The organism is Novosphingobium sp., from assembly GCF_040398825.1.
Classification (GTDB): domain Bacteria; phylum Pseudomonadota; class Alphaproteobacteria; order Sphingomonadales; family Sphingomonadaceae; genus Novosphingobium.
Map to the genome: position 1 here is coordinate 57,784 of NZ_JBBATI010000014.1, position 17,461 is coordinate 75,244.

Below are 17,461 nucleotides of genomic sequence, written 5' to 3' on the forward strand. Positions count from 1 at the left end.
CGATAGCGTGTTGCCTCTTGCGGTCGATACGGTGGTGATCGGCGGCGGCGTGATCGGGGTGTGTGCGGCGCTGACGCTGGCCGAAGCGGGACAGCGCGTGGCGCTGGTCGAAAAGGGACAGATTGCGGGCGAACAGTCCAGCCGCAACTGGGGCTGGTGCCGCGCGGCCGGGCGTGATCCGCGCGAATTCGATCTGGCGCGCGAAGCGCTGCAGCTGTGGCGCGGGATGAACGCGCGCGTGGGCGGCGACACCGGCTTTGTCACCCGTGGCACGCTGTATGCTGCGCGCGACGATGCCGCGATCGCGCACAACCGCGCGTGGATCACCCAGGCCGCCGATGCGGGCATTCATGCCGAAATGGTCGAAGGCGAGGCGCTGGCCGCGCTGCTGCCGGGGGACCAGGGGCGTCCGCGCATCGGCATGTATTGCGCGACCGACGGGCGGGCAGAGCCGCAGCGCGCGGTGCCGCTGATGGCGCAGGCGGCCGCGCGACTGGGCGTGCATATCCTGACCGATTGCGCGGCGCGCGGCATCGAAACCGCAGGCGGGCGCGTGCTGAGCGTGGTTACCGAACGCGGGACCATCAAAACCGCCCATGTGGTCGTGGCCGGCGGGATCTGGACCCGGCGCATCCTGGCGGACCTGGGCATCGCGCTGCCGCAATTGCCGGTGCGCGCCAGCGTAGCGCGCACCCAGCCGTTTGCCGATGATGCCGGCCCCGTGCCCAATTTCTGGGATGGCACGCTGGGCATCCGCCGCCGTGCCGATGGCGGGTTTACCGTGGCCAACGGGCATCTCAACGCCATTCCGGTCATTCCCGCCTCGTTCCGCCACATGGGCCTCTATCGCCATCTGCTGGGGATGGAATGGCGGCACATCCGGCTGAAATTCGGGCATGATTTTTGGCGCGAATGGCGCGATGGCGCCACCGTGCCGTTCGACCGGCCGTCACCTTATGAAGCGATCCGCGTGCTCGACCCCCGGCCGGACAGCAAATATCTTGACCGCGCATTTGCGCTGTTGCGGCAGCGCTATCCGGCGCTGGCCACGGCACGCGCCGTGCAGACATGGGGCGGCATGATCGATGCGACGCCCGACACCGTGCCGGTGATCAGCCCGGTGGCCGCGATCGGCGGGCTGGTGGTGGCCACCGGTTTTTCCGGGCACGGCTTTGGCGCGGGGCCGGCGGGCGGGCAGCTGGCCGCCGATCTGGTGCTGGGCCGCGCGCCGATTGTCGATCCCGCGCCCTTTCGCCTGGAACGATATTTCGACGGCACGATGCCGCTGCCGGTCTATGGGGTCTAGAGCCAGATGACGTTAGGTTGCACCGCCGGGATTGCGTCAGGAAGCTTCTCGGCAAGGAGCGTTGCGCTGGGCGGGCTGGTAGCCCGTCCAAGCAACGCGACGCTGTCCGAGGGGCTTCCTGACGCAACCGCTCCGCGGCGGGCCGCTTTTGGCCCATCGCAGCGTCAATCGTCGGTCACTATGCGATGGCATGGCTCCCGCCTCTCTCCTCGCGCTGGGCCAAAATCGGCTCCGTCGCGGCGGTCCAACCTAACGTCATCTGGCTCCAGCCAGCAGGGTCCAGGCAGCCCGGCCGGCACGCCCCTGCAATGGTATACGTATTCCGCTGATCGCTGGCTGGACGGCGTGGCGGGTGAACAGCATGCTGCCCCCCGGGAACCGGAGGATAGCTGCGTAATGGCGTTGAGACGAACGGGCCGTGGCCTATCCGCGTGGCTCACCGTGCTGCTGGCGCTGGTTTGCCCGATTGCAGCCAGGCCGGCCGCTGCTGCTCCGGGCCCGGATGGCGAAATCTTCTATCACGTGTTTGTCCGCAGCTTTCGCGATGCTGATGGCGACCGGATCGGTGATCTCGACGGGCTGGTGCAGGGGCTGGACTATATCAAGGGCCTGGGGGTGACCACCGTTCTGCTGACCCCGGTGCAGCCATCGCCGTTTTATCACAATTATTTCGCCACCGATTTCAGGGGTGTTGCCCCCGAATATGGCGGCATGGCGGCGTGGTCGCGATTGGTGCGCGCGGCCCATGCGCATGGCCTGCGGGTCACTATGGATCTGGAATTCCAGTATGTTGCGGGCGGGCATCCGTGGTTGACGCAGACCTGGCATCACCCGCGCGCGCCACGGCGCGACTGGCTGATGTGGGACAAGGCAAGGCGCGGCGTCGATCCGCTGGCCACGCCGTTTGGGATGTATGCCGGCGCGGCCGACGGCACATCGCATGCCATCGCCTATGTCAATCTGGATAACCCCGCGGTGCGCCGCTATTTCCAGGCCTATCTGCTGCGCTGGGCCGATCCGCACGGCGATGGCAGCGGGCGCGACGGCGTCGATGGTTTTCGCATCGATCACATGATGGACGATCTCGACAACGCGCACGCCGTGACCAACCTGTTCGACGGGTTCTGGCGCCCGCTGATCGCGGCGGTCAAGGCGCGCCGACCGGGGTTGCGGTTCGTGGGGGAACAGTGGGACTGGGGTCATGGCCACGATTTCCTGGCTCGCGGACATGCCGACATGGTGTTTGCGTTCCCCTTGCGCGACGCGCTGATAAAGCTGGATAAAGACGCCATACTCAAGGAAGTGGCGGCGACGCAGGCGGCGACGCCGGTGGGAAAGAACCAGGTCGTGTTCCTGGAAAACCACGACACCGATCGCGTTATGGGCATGATCGGCAATGATCCGGCCAAGGCGCGCGCGGCTGCCGCGATCCTGTTTTCGCTGCGCGGTGAACCATCGGTCTATTACGGGCAGGAACTGGGCATGCGCGGGCGCAAGGGGCCGGCGGAAAATACCGATGCGCCCGACATCCCCCGGCGAGAGGCTTTCCGCTGGAAAGCCGATCTGGAGGCGCCGGGATCGGCGATCTGGTACCGGTCGATGGACCGCGTGTGGCAGCCGCGCGTGAATGTGTCGAACGACGGTGTTTCGGTGGAAGAACAGGACCATGCGCCGGGTTCCCTGCTGAACTGGTACCGGCGGCTGATTGGCCTGCGCCGCACCCGGCCCGAACTGGCCAGCGGCGACCAGGCGTTTCCCTGTGCCGCAGCATCGCGCGTGTTGTGCGTGCTGCGCAGCAAGGGCGTGCACCGCACGCTGGTGCTGGTCAACCTGTCCGACGCGCCGGCCGCGCCCGCACCTGATGCCACGGTGTCGATGGCGGGCATGCAAGTGCTGGTCGGGGATGGTGAGGGCGCCTCTGCGCTCGCACCCTATGCCACGCGCATTTTGGGAACCCGCTGAGCCACACGCGCCGATCAGGCGGGTTCCATCCGCACGACCAGCGATTCATAGCCCACCCACCGGCGATAGCTGGGCTGGTCTTCGTATTGGCGTTGCTCTGCCATCACCGTGATCGCGCGGGTTTGGGTGCCCAGCTGCCGGATCAGGCTGCGCAGGATTGTGCGGGCCTGCGTGGCGCCCAGGCAATTGTGAATCCCGCTGCCAAACCCCAGGTGCGGGTTGGGCGACCGGTCAAGCCGCACCGTTTCAGGCTGGTCAAACACCGCCTCGTCATAATTGGCAGAGGCCCAGCACAGCGACACGCGGGCGTCGGCCGGCACCGCCAGCCCGTGCACGTCGGTCGGATGGGGGCAGACCCGCCCAATGTGCGTAAGCGGCGAAACGACGCGCACAAATTCCTCGGTCGCAAAGGCAACGCGTTTTGTGTCACTGGCAATTTTGGCAAGTTCGGCGCGGTGGTCGGCGAAATAGGCAATGATCCGGCTGACCGCGTGGATTACCGTGTCGCGCCCGCCCGCGAAGGTCAGGTTGGCAATCCCGACCATTTCGTCGCGGGTCAACGCGTGTCCATCGACCGTGGCGCGGCGCAGGATTGCAAAGAAATCGGTACCCGCTGGCACATCGGCACCATCCAGCGCGGCGCGGATATAGCGGTCGAGCACGGCGCCTTTGTCCGTGCTGTCGTCGCCATCGTGAAAGACGTGCGTGCCCCAGCTGATCCATTCTTCGGCCGCCGCTTCGGGCATGCCCAGCAGGCAGGCCAGCGCGCGCGATTGCAGCGGCAGTGCAAAGTTTCGCACGATTTCGACGTGTGGCCGGGTCAGCGCCGCATCGATCAGCCCGGCGATCAGCGTGTCGATGCGCGCCTGATAATCCGGGGCCAATGGTTGCAAAAAGATCGGCTTCAGCAAATCGCGAAACCGGGTGTGGAGCGGGGGATCGGCCTCGATCGGCAATTGCCGCACCGACCGCACCGCTTCTTCGGACGGGATCGGCACGCGCATCGGCGCATCCGATGAATAGGTTTCCCAGTCGCGCGCGGCCTTGCGCACATCGGCATGGCGCAGGATCATCGGGATCGGTTCGCCGGCAAACTGGGCCGCCAGCACGCCATGGTCGCGGCGCGCCGCGCGGAACGGATCGATTGGATCAGGTTCGGTCATGCGGCGGCCGGTACATCGCGGATACGCAGGGTGAACAGGGCGGCCAGCGCGATCGATCCCGCGGCAAAGGCCATCGTCCAGATCGGCTGGCCGGGGAAAGCCGCGTGCATCACGCTGCCCATCGCGGTGGCCACCAGCAATTGCGGGATCACCACGAAAATGTTGAACAGTCCCATATACGTGCCGAGCTTTGCCTGCGGCAGGCTGGAGGCCAGAATGGCATAGGGCATCGACAGGATCGAGGCCCAGGCAATGCCGATCGCCACTTCGTTGATGATCAACATTTGCGCATCGCGCACGAACAGAAAACCCAGATAGCCGATTGCGCCGCAGGTCAGGCACAGCGCATGGGTACGGATCTTGCCGATCAGCCGCGTGAGCAGTGGCAACAGCGTGAGCGAGGCGATCGCAGCCACCCCGTTGTAAACCGCAAACAGCACGCCCACCCAATTGCCGGCCGCCTGATAACCGGGGCTGGCCGGATCGGCAGCGCCAAAGACATATTGTGCGACCACCGGCGTGGTGTGGATCCACATGATGAACAGCGCCGACCAGGTGAAAAACTGCACCAGTGCCAGTTGCTGCATCAGCTTTGGCATCTGGGCCAGTTCGCCCAGGATGGTTGAAAACATGCCTGGCGCGTGGCCCTGTCTGGCGCGCATGATCGCCACCAGCAGCCCGGTGCCGTATACGATCAGGCACATGGCCAGCAGCAACACCTCCTTGCGCAGGCCGAAATGCGCGACCACCGCAGCCGTGGCCAATCCGGCCACAATCCACATCGCGGCGCGCGCCAACGGTTGCCTCGTCAGATCGGGCGCCGTGGCGGTCGCCGTTTCGGGATGAAAAACCGCCATTTCGTCAGGCGAATATTCGCGGGTGGTCAGCACTGTCCAGCCGACCGCCGCAAACAGGATCACCGCGCCCAGCTGCAGCGATATCCGCACCGTATCGGGGATGCCACCGCCCGCAACCACGTTGGCAACGCCGAAATGTGCCAGCGCAAACGGGAACAGCGATCCGATGACCGCCCCGCTGCCAATAAATGCGGTCTGCACCGCATAGCCCAGCGCGTGCTGCGACGGATTAAGCATGTCGCCGACAAAAGCGCGAAACGGCTCCATCGAAATGTTCAGGCTGGCATCCAGCATCCACAGCAGCAGCGCCGCCATCAGCAATCCGGAACTGAGCGGCATGGCCACCATCGCCAGCGCCGACAGCAACGCGCCAGCCAGGAAAAACGGGCGCCGACGGCCGAACCGCCCCAGCCAGGTGCGGTCGGACACGTGCCCGATCAGCGGCTGCACCAGCAATCCGGTCACCGGCGCGGCAATCCACAGCACCGCCAGATCGTCAATATTGGCGCCCAGCGACTGGAACACCCGGCTCATATTGGCACTTTGCAGCGCAAAGCCGATCTGGATGCCGAAAAATCCGAAACTGATGTTCCATAGCCCGGCGAAGCTTTTCAGTGGCTTTTGCATGCGTGACTTTCAAATGCCGAACGGGGCAGGGAACTATGGTCTCAATGTTCGGAACCAAGCAGAAATTGCATCGGCGTGGCAAGCCGCGCGCGCCACGATGCTTCGTCATGCGCGCCGCCCTCGAACACGCGGGAAACCCAATTCTTGTCCCGCTGCCAGCCCATTTGCGGCAGCGCGGCCTCCATCCGTTCGGCATAAGGGCGATAAAAACTGTCCAGCGTCAGCGTGCCGTGATCCATATAGAGCCGGTTCTGGCCCGGTTGCCAGTGGCTGGTTTTCAGATAGCCAGCCCACGCCGCCGTCACCACTGCCGGATCGCTCTTGCGCGGATCGCTCATCGGCCAATGCACCGACAGGCATGCGACCTGGCCAAACACCTGCGGATATTCGGCCATGGCATACAGCGAGATCAACCCGCCCATGCTGGACCCGGCCATGCTGGTATCGGCGCGGCCGGGGCGCGTGCGATAGGCGCGGTCGATTGCCGGTTTAAGCTCGGTGACAATGAATTGCAGGTAAGCGTCCGACAGGGGCGCACCGCCATGGGTTGCCACGGCATTGGCCTGCTGATCGGGGGGCAGCAGGGCAAACACCTTGGCCGGAAAATATTCGCGGCCGCGCTGTTTCGTGTTCCAGATTCCCACCACAATCGCATCGACGTGCATCGCCGACAGGGTTTCGGCCACGCCCCACGTTTTCCCGCCATAGGCAGTGGCCGGGTCGAACAGGTTTTGCCCGTCATGGAAATACACGACCGGATAGCGCCGACCACTGGTGGCATAGCCCGCCGGCAACCAGATCGAGACCTGGCGCGGGGTTACCAAAGCCGATGGGAACGCGCTGATCTGCACCAGCGTGCCACCCGCCAGCGGTGTGTCGGCATGGACCGGGGTCGCACCCAGCCCGAACAGGGCCATACACAGTACAATCAGGCGGCGGATCATCGGACGGTTCCTTTTCGATCGGGGGACATCACGGGGGCGATGGCAAACCGCAGGGTGCCGCCCCGCGCCAGATCGCGATAGGGCAGCGCCAGCGGGTCAACGTGACGCCCCTGATAGGTCAGCGTTTTCAGCAGGTCGCCGGTGCCGGTCCGGGCAATCACCAGCGGTGCGCGGCCCGGCACGCGGATCGTGGCACGGCTTACCAGCGGCACGCCGGCGACAAAGCTGCCGCTGGCCGGTTGCGCCGGATAGAACCCCAGTGTGGCAAACACGTACCATGCGCTCAATTGGCCGGCGTCTTCGTTGCCCATCACGCCATCGGGTGTGTCGTGATAAAACTGCGCGGCAATCGTGCGCACCGTCTGCGCCGCCTTCCACGGGGTGTCGGACCAGAGATACAGCCAGGGCACGTGCTGATCGGGTTCGTTGCCGTGGGTATACTGCCCCAGCATGGCTTCCTGCCCCAGGTACTTGTCGGCCTTTGTCGATGTCACGCCAAAAAACCGGTCGAGCATGGCGGTAAAGGCCGCGCGCCCGCCCATCGCGGTAATCAGGCCCGCGGGGTCGTGCAGCGCCGGCGTCCAGGAATATTGCCAGGCATTCGCCTCGGTATAATCGCCCGGATTGTTGAGCGGGGACGTCGCGGTCAGCGGATCGAACGGGGTGCGCCAGTGCCCTGCGCTGTCGCGGCCGCGCGCCAGATGCGTTTCGGGATCGATCAGCGCGCGATAGGCCGCAGCGCGGGTGCCAAAGCGGGTGGCAGCGGCCGGGTCGCCCAGCATGGCGGCCATACGCGCGGTGGCCGCATCGCCGATGCCAGCCTCCAGCGAGCGCGAGACCGCCTCGTTGGAAACCAGGTCAAACGGGTAATAGCCGTATTGGTCGAACATGCTCCACTGCGAATGGGCATGGTCAACCGTCGATGTGCGGATCATCGCCGCCAGCGCTTCGTGGCCATCAAAACCGCGAAAGCCCTTGGCCCAGTCGTCGGCAATGATCGACAGCGATGGATCACCGATCATGGTATCGGTTTCGCGCCCCCACAGCGCCCAGATCGGCAGATAGCCCCGCGCGCGCGCGTGATCGAGCATGGTCAGCACAAAATCGTTCACTCGCTCTGGCACGATCAGCGTGTACAGCGGCTGTGCGGCGCGAAAACTGTCCCATTGCGACAGCGTCGAATATTCCACAGCCCCGCGTGTACGGGCGATCTGGCCATCGGCCCCGCGATAGCGTCCGTCGATATCCGACAGCGTCGCGGGGTGTACAAACGCATGATACAGCGCGGTGGTAAACACGCGTCGGGTGCGCGCGTCCGCGTCGATCGTCACGCGGCCCAGCAACCGGTTCCATTGCGTGGCCGATGCCAGCGCCACCGCATCAAATTGCCAGCCTGGCAATTCGGTCAGGTTGCGCTGTGCACCCGCCTCATCGGTTGATGATACCGCAACTTTGGCCTGCAAAGTGCGGCCGGTGCCAAGATCGAACGCCAGCAGATAGCGCGGCGCATTTTCGCCGGGCGCGGCGGGCAGGCGTTCGCTGGCGGCGATCGGATGATCGAACCGCAGCGCAAAGGCAACATGGCGCACCGCCCAATTGGTTGAATCCACGCTGCCATCGGCGCCGTCAGCGCCCAGACGCACGTCGCTGGCGGTGACTCTGGGCCCATCAAGAAAATGCAGGCTGTGTTGGAAATCGGCCAGCACCCAGACCCGGCCAGGCCGGTCAAATGTATAGCGATGCAGCGCAACCCGGGTCGTGCTGGTCAGTTCGACTTTCACCGCATTGTCGTCCAGGCGAACGGTATAATAGCCCGCGCGCGCGGCTTCGCTCGATTTGGCATAGTGGCTGGCAAAACCGGTGGTGCGCCGGATGGCCATCGGCATCAGCAGGATATCGCCCATTTCGGGCAAGCCGGTGCCGCTTTGATGTGTTTGCGAAAAGCCATCGATCGTGGGCGCGCGAAATTGGTACCCGCTGCAATATTCCCAGCCATGATCGACATTGTCCGGCCCCGGCGCCACCATGCCGAACGGCCGGGTGGCGGCCGGGGTGGTGTGGCCGGTGCCATCGCTGCCGATGAACGGATCGACATAGGCCACGGGCGGCAATGCGGCCCTTGCGAAAGCTGCGGGCGCCGTGCCGGCGAGCGCCAGCACCAGCACCAGCAGGGCGGCACGGCCGATCGCGGCCAGGGTCATCAGCGCGCAGGCGCCGCGGCAGCGGTGTGCAGGAACGCCACCAGTTGATCGCGCCACACCCGATAACCGGCGCGGCTGGGGTGCAGGGCGTCGTTGAACAGGTCGCGGCGCTGCATGCCGCCGGCATCGACGAACGAGGGGTACAGGTCGAGGAAGCGCAGGGCTTTGTCTGCGCCGGCGAAGTCGCGCAGCGCCGCATTGACCGGCCTGACCAGATCGCGATTCTTGGCATCGTCTTCGGTCGGCAACAGCGATTGGACGACGATTTGCGCGTTGGGCTGGCGTTCGCGTATGCGCGCGACGACGGCCATGACGCCCTTGATGATGCTGGCTGCGGCGGGCGTTTCGGCGTCGAACGAATTGTTGATGCCCAGCATCACAAACACGCGGTCCGGGCGCAGATCGGGCCGGTCAAGCCAGCCTTCGCCACCATCGGCGGCGGGCATCAGCCGGTGCAGCACATGTTCGATCCGGTCGCCCGATACACCCAGGTTCAGCGCGGTTTGCCCGGGTACGGCGCCGCCAAAGCTTTCATCCCAGATCGCCGCGCCGCAAAATTTGCCGGGAAACCACGGGTTGGCATCCAGATGCCAGAAATCGGTGATGGAATCGCCGACGAACACCAGCCTGATCGCCGCCATGCTCTGGCGGTCGGCCAGTCGTTCATCAATCTGCGCGGCCCGCTTTTGCCAATAATCAACCCGCGCGACCGGTGTTTCGGCAACGAAATGGCCTGTTGGTTGCGCAACCGGCTGGGCCAGCACAGTCGCCGAAAAGACCAGCAGCGATGGCATTCCCGCTGCCAGCAGGCGCGACAAAACGCGTTTCAAAACATCACACTCCGGCCAATTTTTATAATTCCGGCGATCGTACCACCGGCACTTGCGCAGGCAATGTTTTCGCATAGGTATACGCGCGGGCAACACGCCGCGCGCGCCAACCATGGCCGCCTGCGGTTTTACACCGCCCCATCCCTGACAAACAGCACGCCCCACGCCGGCAGCACTTGCATATCGGCCTGGTTGAGCGACAGGATGACCTCGCCGCCGGGCGCACTGTAGTCGCACGGTGCGGGGCCGATGTTGAACGCGCAATGGATCGCTTCGCTCGGCCCCCGCCGCGTAAAGCACAGCAGGTCGCCATCAACGCGCAAGGCTTCGACCGTGCCCAGCCGCAGCGCCGGGTGCGCGCGGCGCAGCGCCAGCATCGCGCGGGTATGCGCCAGCAACGCGGCCGGATTGTGCTGCTGCGTGTTGACCGCGCGCGCCATGTTGTCCGCCGACAGCGGCAGCCACGGGTCTCCACGCGTAAATCCGCCATGGGGCACAGTGGCATCCCACGGCATCGGTGTGCGCACACCGTCGCGGCTGAGCGTCAGCGGCCAGTTGGCGATCGCCTCCGGGTCTTTCAGCAGATGAAACGGAATGGTGTCCTGCAACAGGCCCAGTTCCTGCCCCTGGTACAGAAACACATTGCCGCGCAGCGCCACCAGCAGCGCCATGATCATGCGCGCAAACGCCGGACGGGCGGCGTCGTCGGTCCACCGCGACAGGCAGCGCGGGGCGTCATGGTTTTCAAACGCCCAACTGGGCCAGCCCTCGGTCAGGCCGGCGGCGTCCCGCGTGCCGGGCCAGGCCTGCAGCACTTTGGCAACCAGCCGGGCATCGAATTCGGGGGCATAAAGAAAATCAAAGCCATAGGCGCTCGACAGGCGATGGTCGCCCGCGGTGTAGGCCTTCATGAGTGGCATCGCGCCATCGCCGCCGACCTCGGCAACCGTGAAAATCGCGCCGTAATCGTCGCACACGCGGCGGATGCGTTCGACAAAGCCGACCACGTCGGGGTGGTTCTGGCTGAATGACTTGATCTGGAAATCATAGGATCGCGTGCGCGGGCGATTGTCGGTGGCCGGCGGATTGTCGGTCAGTGCCGGATCGAACATCGAATGGTTGAGCGCGTCAAAGCGAAACCCGTCCACGCCCCGTTCCAGCCAGAACCGCGTCACGTCCAACAGCGCATCCTGCACCGCGGGCAGGTGTACGTTCAGCTGCGGCTGTTCCTTCAGGAACTGGTGGTAATAGTATTGCTGGCGCCGCGCGTCCCAGGTCCACGCCGGGCCGCCAAACACCGATTGCCAGTTGTTGGGCGGGGTGCCGTCGGAATTGGCGTCGGCCCACACGTACCAGTCGGCATGGTGGCCATTGCGGCCGCTGCGGCTGTCGACGAACCAGGCATGATGGTCAGAGGTATGCGCAAACACCAGATCGATGGTGACCTTCAGCCCCAGCGCATGCGCGCGTGCGATCAGCGCATCAAAATCGGCCAGCGTGCCAAAGGTGGGATCGACATCGCGGTAATCCGCTACGTCATAGCCGTAATCGACCATCGGGCTGGTGAAAAACGGCGAAATCCAGATCGCATCGACGCCCAGGCTGGCGACATGATCCAGATGCGCGGTAATCCCTGGCAGATCGCCGATGCCATCACCATTGCTGTCGGCAAAGCTGCGCGGATAGATCTGATAGATTGCCGCGCCGCGCCACCATTCGTGGCCGGTTGCGGTGTCCGCGACGGGCATTGGTTGGGCATCAATCATTTGCGGCCATCACAAATCACATAGCCCAGTGCGGGCAGGTCGATCCGCAGCGAGCCGGGGGCATTGGCGGCGGCGGGGCAAGTTCCGGCCAGCGCAGTCAGGTGCGTGGTGCCGACCTCGACCGCGATTTGCGCCGACACCGGCGTCGTGGCGGTGTTGAATGCGATCAGCACTTCGTGCCCGTCCGCTGGATCGATCCGCGATACCGCAAATAACCCTGGTACGGTGGAGCGGGCGCGCACGATCTGCCGCCCGCTGCGCAGCGCCGGCGTTTCTTGGCGGATCTGCGCAAGCTGGGCAATCGTGTGAAACAGCGGATGATCGGTGCCGAAATGCGGGTCGGCCGTGGTGGTACCGGTGCCGATCAGCTTTTCCGCGTTGAAGGCGGCGACTTGCGATCCGAACTGGTCTTCGCGCGCGTTCTGGTCATCACCCAGCCCGGCAAAGCCCTGTTCGTCGCCGGCATAGATGGCGGGCACCCCGCGCAAAGTCATCAGCATGGCATGCGCCAGTGTGACCCGCGCCAGCACTTCATCATCGCCCGCCTGCGGCAACGCGCGACGAATGAACCAGCCGATGCGGCCGTTGTCGTGGTTGGAAACAAAAGTCACCTGATCGCGCGCGGCCGCTTCGCCACCGGCATACAACGGGTCGATCGCAAACAGGTTTTCCAGCAGATCGGTGCCGCCTTTGCCGCTGACCGCGTCGATGACCTTGAATCGGAAACCGAAATCGATGGTGGCGGGAAAATGCGCGACCTGGGTCGATACGGCCTGGTACTGCGCGTTGTCGCTGCCGCCGCCGACTTCGCCAAAGATGGCGAAATGGGGCAGGCCTTCGTGGCGCGCGACGGCGCGGATGGCGGGGATGAACGCGCGCCAGAATGCCGGATCGACATGTTTGGCAGTGTCGATGCGAAACCCGTCAACATGATAGCGCCGCACCCAGTCGGCATAGATATCGATCATCCCGCGGACCACGCGCGGGTGTTCGGTCATCACGTCATCCAGCCCGGCAAAATCGCCCATCGTCGAATTTTCACCGGCAAACGTGGTGTCGCCGCGATTGTGATAATAGATCGGATTGTTCAGCCAGTCGGGCACTTTGGCATGCCTGTCAGCGGCATCGATCACCGGCGTATAGGCATAGTCGGGGCTGGTCAGCTGTGCGAAATTGGCAGGCGTACCGATGCTGTCGCCGGCAAAGCCCGGGTTGATCGCCGCACCACCAATCCCGCCACGCCGCTGATAGGGGTAATCGGCGCGGCTGTGATAGGGGCAGGGTGCGACCGGGCATTCGCCATATTTGATGACATCGGCAGTGTGGTTGACGACAATATCCATATAGAATTTCAGGCCGCGCGCGTGTGCCGCCGCCACCAGCCGGGCAAAATCGGCACTGGTGCCGAAATGCGGATCGACCTGGGTGAAATCGGTAATCCAATAACCGTGGTAACCGGCGGTTTCGTGCCCCGGCGCGCCCTGCACCGGGCGGTTTTTCATCACCGGGCCGATCCAGATCGCGGTGGCGCCCAGCGCCTTGATATAATCGAGCCGGCGCATGACACCGGCCAGATCGCCGCCATGGTAAAATGCGCGGTCGGCCGGATCATATCCGGTATGCAGCCGATCGCCGGTCAGCCCGCCGCGATCGTTGGACGCATCAGCGTTGTCAAACCGGTCGGGCAGCAGGAAATAAATGATTTCATCGTCAACGCCGCGCGCCGCCACCTGCGATGCCAGCGCCCGCTGTGGCGCGGCATGGGCGCCAGCCGACACGCACAGCGCCAGCACGGCGGCGGCAAGACGCACGGCCATGGCGTATGGACGCAGGCCGGCGATGGCGGCGCGCGTTGCGGATGAACAGGACACGATCTCTCCCTTGGTTGGCGGCCTTGTGCCACCGCCGCCGCCGCTGCGGCACAAGAATACGTATACCGACAGCACAGCTCTGCGCGGTGCTGCCCGGCGCGGCAATTGCCATCGGCACCGGTGGCGGTTAGCGTTGGGTATGGATAGCAATCCGGCCACGCTCCGTTCAATCGTCATCGTCGGCGGCGGGTCTGCCGGCTGGATGACTGCCGCCGCGCTGGCCAATGCCCTTGGCGGCAGCATTGCGATCACGCTGGTCGAATCCGATGCGATCGGCACGGTCGGAGTGGGTGAGGCGACCATCCCGCCGATCCGGTCGTTCAACGCGCGGCTGGGGATTGATGAAGCGGAATTTTTGCGCAGCACGCGCGGCAGTTACAAACTGGGCATCGAATTTGTCGGCTGGGGTACGGCCCATTCGCGCTATTTTCATCCATTCGGCACCTATGGCGCGGATTTTGACCGCGTGCCGCTGCACCACTGGTACTTGCGCGAACGCGCGCGCGGTGATGCGACGCCGATCGATGATTATGCGATGTGCTGGGCACTGGCGCGCGAAAACCGCTTTGGTCCGCCGGTCGACAATGCGCGCGATGTGCGATCGACCCATGGCTATGCCTATCATTTCGACGCCGGGCTCTACGCCAAAACCTTGCGCACTTATGCCGAGGCGCGCGGCGTTGTCCGCGCTGAGGGGCGAATCGAAACGGTCGGCCGCGATGGCCAGACCGGGCACCTGACCCATGTCACGCTGGATGACGGGCGGCAGATCGCCGGGGATTTCTTTGTCGATTGTTCGGGCTTTGCCGGGCTGTTGATCGAACGCACGCTGGAATCGGGGTTTGACAGCTGGGCGCACTGGTTGCCGTGCGACAGCGCGGTGGCGATGCCCACTGCCAACACCGGGCCGATCACGCCCTATACGCGCTCCACCGCGCATGCCGCCGGGTGGCAATGGCGCATTCCGCTGCAGCATCGCCAGGGCAATGGCCATGTCTATTGTTCGGCGGTGATGGGTGATGACCAGGCGGTGGATATCCTGCACGCGCATGTGGAAAGCCCGGGGCTGGCCGATCCGCGCGTGATCCGCTTTACCGCCGGGCGCCGCCGCCGGTCATGGGTCAACAATTGCGTGGCTATCGGGCTGGCATCGGGGTTTCTGGAACCGCTGGAATCGACCAGCCTGCATCTGATCCAGACCGCGGTGGAACGGTTGCTGCTGGTGCTGCCCGATCGCAACCACGATCCGCTCAATGCCGAAGAATTCAACCGCGCCACTGCCGCCGAATACGAACGCATCCGCGATTTCATCATCCTGCATTACCATGCCAATACCCGCCCCGAACCGTTCTGGCGGCAATGCGCGGCCATGGCGGTGCCCGATGAGCTGGCCTATAAACTGCGGCACTGGCAGGCGGCGGCGCGGCTGGTTTCGCCACAGGATGAACTGTTCCGCAATCCCAGCTGGTTGGCGGTCTATCTGGGGCAGGGGCTGGTTCCCGCCGGCTATGACACGATGGCCGATGCGCGCGCCGGGCTGGTCGATGGTGCGCAGCATTTGCGATCCCTGCGCGATCTGATGCGCGCGGCGGCGGCAACCTTTCCCACCCACGACGCGGCGCTGGCGCGTCTGTTGCCGGAGCCGGTGCGCTGATCCACCGCATCGAACCGATCGGCCATGAACGCCAGCCGGTGATCGTGATCGACGATTTTGTGCCCGATCCGGCGCGGCTGCGAGCGCACGCAGAGGCCCTGGCCTATCGCCCGCTGGGCCGGCATTACCCCGGCCTGCGCGCCGAAGTCGCGGCCGATGATGTGGCCGCGTTTCTGGGCCCGGTGATCGACCTGATCACCGCAACATTTGGGTTGGATGCAGCCCCGGCGCTGGTGTCGGCGGGCTATTCGATCGTGACCACGCCGCCCGCCGCGCTGACCCCGATCCAGCGCATTCCGCATATCGACGGGTTGGAGCGGGAACGTATCGCGCTGCTGCATTTCCTGTCACGCGCCGACCAGGGTGGCACCGCGTTCTACCGCCACCGCAGCACCGGTTTCGAAACGATCGATGCCGCGCGCCACCCGGTTTATGATGCCGCGCTGCACCGCGATGTTGCGCAACATGGCTTGCCGGTGGCGGGCTATATTGCAGGTGATACGCCGATTTATGACTGCATCGCGCGGTTCGATGCCCGCCCCAATCGCGCGTTGATCTATCGCAGCCATGCGCTGCATTGTGCCGATCTGCCCGATGATCTGGACCTGTCACCCGATCCGCGCCGCGCGCGGCTGACGGTCAACACGTTTCTGTTGGGAATTACGCCTGGCAATGCCGTGAAATGAATGCCGCGTGGTCGGGCAGGGCATTGGCCTGGCGGCCGATGACCTGGCGCAACAATTGCAGCAATTCGCGCACTTCGGCATCGGATTGCGCGTCGGCCAGCGGGTGATGGCCGTGCGGGCGTTCGCCCTGGCCGACCATGACCTGCAACCAGCCGACTTCGGCAAACAGTTCGTCGGCGTGGCGCACGATGCGGCCATTGGCGCGAAACAGCGCCAGCTTTGCCGCCAGGCTGTCGGGCACCGCCATGGCCGCGCAATCGCGCCAGAACGGTTCGGGCCGGGTGTTGATGTGGTAATGCGCGATGATGAAATCGCGCACGCGTTCCCATTCAAAGATGGTGTCGGCATTGTATGCCGCAACATCGGCGGGCTGGATCGGCCCGTTGGGCAGATAGCGGATCACGCGTTCGATGGCCGATTGCACCAGATGGATGCTGGTGGATTCAAGCGGTTCCATAAACCCGGCGGCCAGTCCCAGCGCGACCACGTTGTGGTTCCAGAACGCGCGGCGGCGCCCGGTGGTAAAATGGATCGGGCGCGGATCGGCCAGCGGGGCAGCATCCAGCGTGTCCAGCAGCAGACGCGCCGCATCATCATCGCTGACATGCGCCGAACAATAGACATGCCCGTTGCCGGTACGGTGCTGCAACGGGATGCGCCATTGCCACCCGGCGGCATGCGCGGTTGACCGGGTATAGGGCGTCAGCGGCGTAACCCGGGCGCAGGGCACCGCCAGCGCGCGGTCGCAGGGCAACCAGTGCCCCCAGGTTTCATACCCGGTGCCCAGCGCGCCCTCAATCAACAGACCGCGAAAGCCCGAACAATCGATGAACAGATCACCGGCGATAATTTGTCCGCCGGCCAGCTGCACATCGCGCACATCGCCGCTGTGGGCATCGCGGCCCACACTGACAACGCGACCTTCGATGCGCGCGACCCCGCGCGGGGTAGCCCAGTCGCGCAAATAGGGCGCAAACAGCGACGCATCGAAATGAAACGCATAGGGCAAATCGGGGCCGCCTTGTGGCTTGTCGAACCGGTTGGCCCACGCGGCCTGCGCATTCAGCGCATAGGCATCGAGCGGCGCGGTTTCGCCCAGGCCCAGCCCGCGCAACCAGTGGTGGTGGAACGCGGCCTGGCCGAGCGGCCGGCCGACCGCGCCAAACCCGTGCATGTATCGGCTTTCGGCTGCGCCCCAGCCGACAAATTCGATCCCCAGTTTGTACGTCGCCTGGGTCGCGCGCATGAACGCATATTCGTCCAGGCCCAGCGCCGCGTTCAGCAGGCGGATCTGCGGAATCGTCGCCTCACCCACGCCAACAATGCCGATATCATCGGATTCGATCAGCGTGATGGCGTGGCGGTGTGCAGGCAGATAGCGCGCCAGCGACGCCGCCGCGATCCACCCGGCGGTGCCGCCGCCGATGATGACTATGCGATGGCGTGGTGGCGTCGTCATGGCCTTGCCCGATACCAGACGGTCGCAGACTGGCCAAGCCAGACCGCGACCGAAGGGGGTGAGGGAACCCTGGTGTTCAAACCGACTTCATCCATACGCATCACCCCGCGGGTGACGAGTGCGGGCGGGTTGCGG

Annotated in this window: 12 protein-coding genes; 4 read left to right on the forward strand and 8 right to left on the reverse strand. The window is 64.9% G+C overall.

Going from position 1 to position 17,461, the window contains the following annotated elements; all coding sequences use genetic code 11:
- Positions 1–7 precede the first annotated feature (7 nt).
- Entirely contained in the window at positions 8–1,306 is a 1,299-nt protein-coding gene (locus tag ABWP89_RS09135; protein WP_353228776.1) for an NAD(P)/FAD-dependent oxidoreductase, read from the forward strand.
- Positions 1,307–1,702: 396 nt separating this feature from the next.
- Positions 1,703–3,268 (forward strand): alpha-amylase family glycosyl hydrolase, encoded by a 1,566-nt coding sequence (locus ABWP89_RS09140; protein WP_353228777.1) that lies wholly within the window; start codon positions 1,703–1,705, stop codon positions 3,266–3,268.
- A gap of 14 nt (positions 3,269–3,282) precedes the next feature.
- Here the strand turns inward: ABWP89_RS09140 and ABWP89_RS09145 are convergent, their stop codons facing one another.
- The 7 genes from ABWP89_RS09145 to ABWP89_RS09175 form a co-directional block, all read right to left on the reverse strand.
- Positions 3,283–4,431 (reverse strand): cytochrome P450, encoded by a 1,149-nt coding sequence (locus tag ABWP89_RS09145; RefSeq protein WP_353228778.1) that lies wholly within the window; start codon positions 4,429–4,431, stop codon positions 3,283–3,285.
- Positions 4,428–5,915 carry an MFS transporter gene (locus ABWP89_RS09150; protein ID WP_353228779.1) on the reverse strand — a complete coding sequence of 496 codons (1,488 nt, stop codon included), beginning with the start codon at positions 5,913–5,915 and terminating at the stop codon, positions 4,428–4,430. The genes ABWP89_RS09145 and ABWP89_RS09150 overlap by 4 nt, the downstream gene beginning before the upstream one ends.
- A gap of 41 nt (positions 5,916–5,956) precedes the next feature.
- Positions 5,957–6,859 (reverse strand): alpha/beta hydrolase, encoded by a 903-nt coding sequence (locus tag ABWP89_RS09155; protein WP_353228780.1) that lies wholly within the window; start codon positions 6,857–6,859, stop codon positions 5,957–5,959.
- Positions 6,856–9,060 carry a GH92 family glycosyl hydrolase gene (locus ABWP89_RS09160; RefSeq protein ID WP_353228781.1) on the reverse strand — a complete coding sequence of 735 codons (2,205 nt, stop codon included), beginning with the start codon at positions 9,058–9,060 and terminating at the stop codon, positions 6,856–6,858. The genes ABWP89_RS09155 and ABWP89_RS09160 overlap by 4 nt, the downstream gene beginning before the upstream one ends.
- Entirely contained in the window at positions 9,060–9,854 is a 795-nt protein-coding gene (locus ABWP89_RS09165; protein WP_353228783.1) for a GDSL-type esterase/lipase family protein, read from the reverse strand. The genes ABWP89_RS09160 and ABWP89_RS09165 overlap by 1 nt, the downstream gene beginning before the upstream one ends.
- A 164-nt stretch (positions 9,855–10,018) precedes the next feature.
- The gene (locus tag ABWP89_RS09170; RefSeq protein ID WP_353228784.1) at positions 10,019–11,638 is read right to left on the reverse strand and encodes an alpha-amylase family glycosyl hydrolase; all 1,620 of its coding nucleotides are present in this window, start codon (positions 11,636–11,638) and stop codon (positions 10,019–10,021) included.
- A 14-nt stretch (positions 11,639–11,652) separates the two neighbouring features.
- Positions 11,653–13,473, reverse strand: a complete 1,821-nt coding sequence (locus ABWP89_RS09175) for an alpha-amylase family glycosyl hydrolase (RefSeq protein ID WP_353228812.1) — start codon at positions 13,471–13,473, stop codon at positions 11,653–11,655.
- Positions 13,474–13,666: 193 nt separating this feature from the next.
- Between ABWP89_RS09175 and ABWP89_RS09180 the strand changes: the two genes are divergently transcribed.
- Complete coding sequence (locus ABWP89_RS09180) at positions 13,667–15,181, forward strand: tryptophan halogenase family protein (protein WP_353228785.1); 1,515 nt, start codon at positions 13,667–13,669, stop codon at positions 15,179–15,181.
- A gap of 17 nt (positions 15,182–15,198) precedes the next feature.
- Positions 15,199–15,867 (forward strand): DUF6445 family protein, encoded by a 669-nt coding sequence (locus ABWP89_RS09185; RefSeq protein WP_353228813.1) that lies wholly within the window; start codon positions 15,199–15,201, stop codon positions 15,865–15,867.
- Here the strand turns inward: ABWP89_RS09185 and ABWP89_RS09190 are convergent.
- Positions 15,842–17,326 (reverse strand): tryptophan halogenase family protein, encoded by a 1,485-nt coding sequence (locus ABWP89_RS09190; protein ID WP_353228786.1) that lies wholly within the window; start codon positions 17,324–17,326, stop codon positions 15,842–15,844. The two genes, ABWP89_RS09185 and ABWP89_RS09190, sit on opposite strands and share 26 nt — an antisense overlap.
- Positions 17,327–17,461 lie beyond the last annotated feature (135 nt).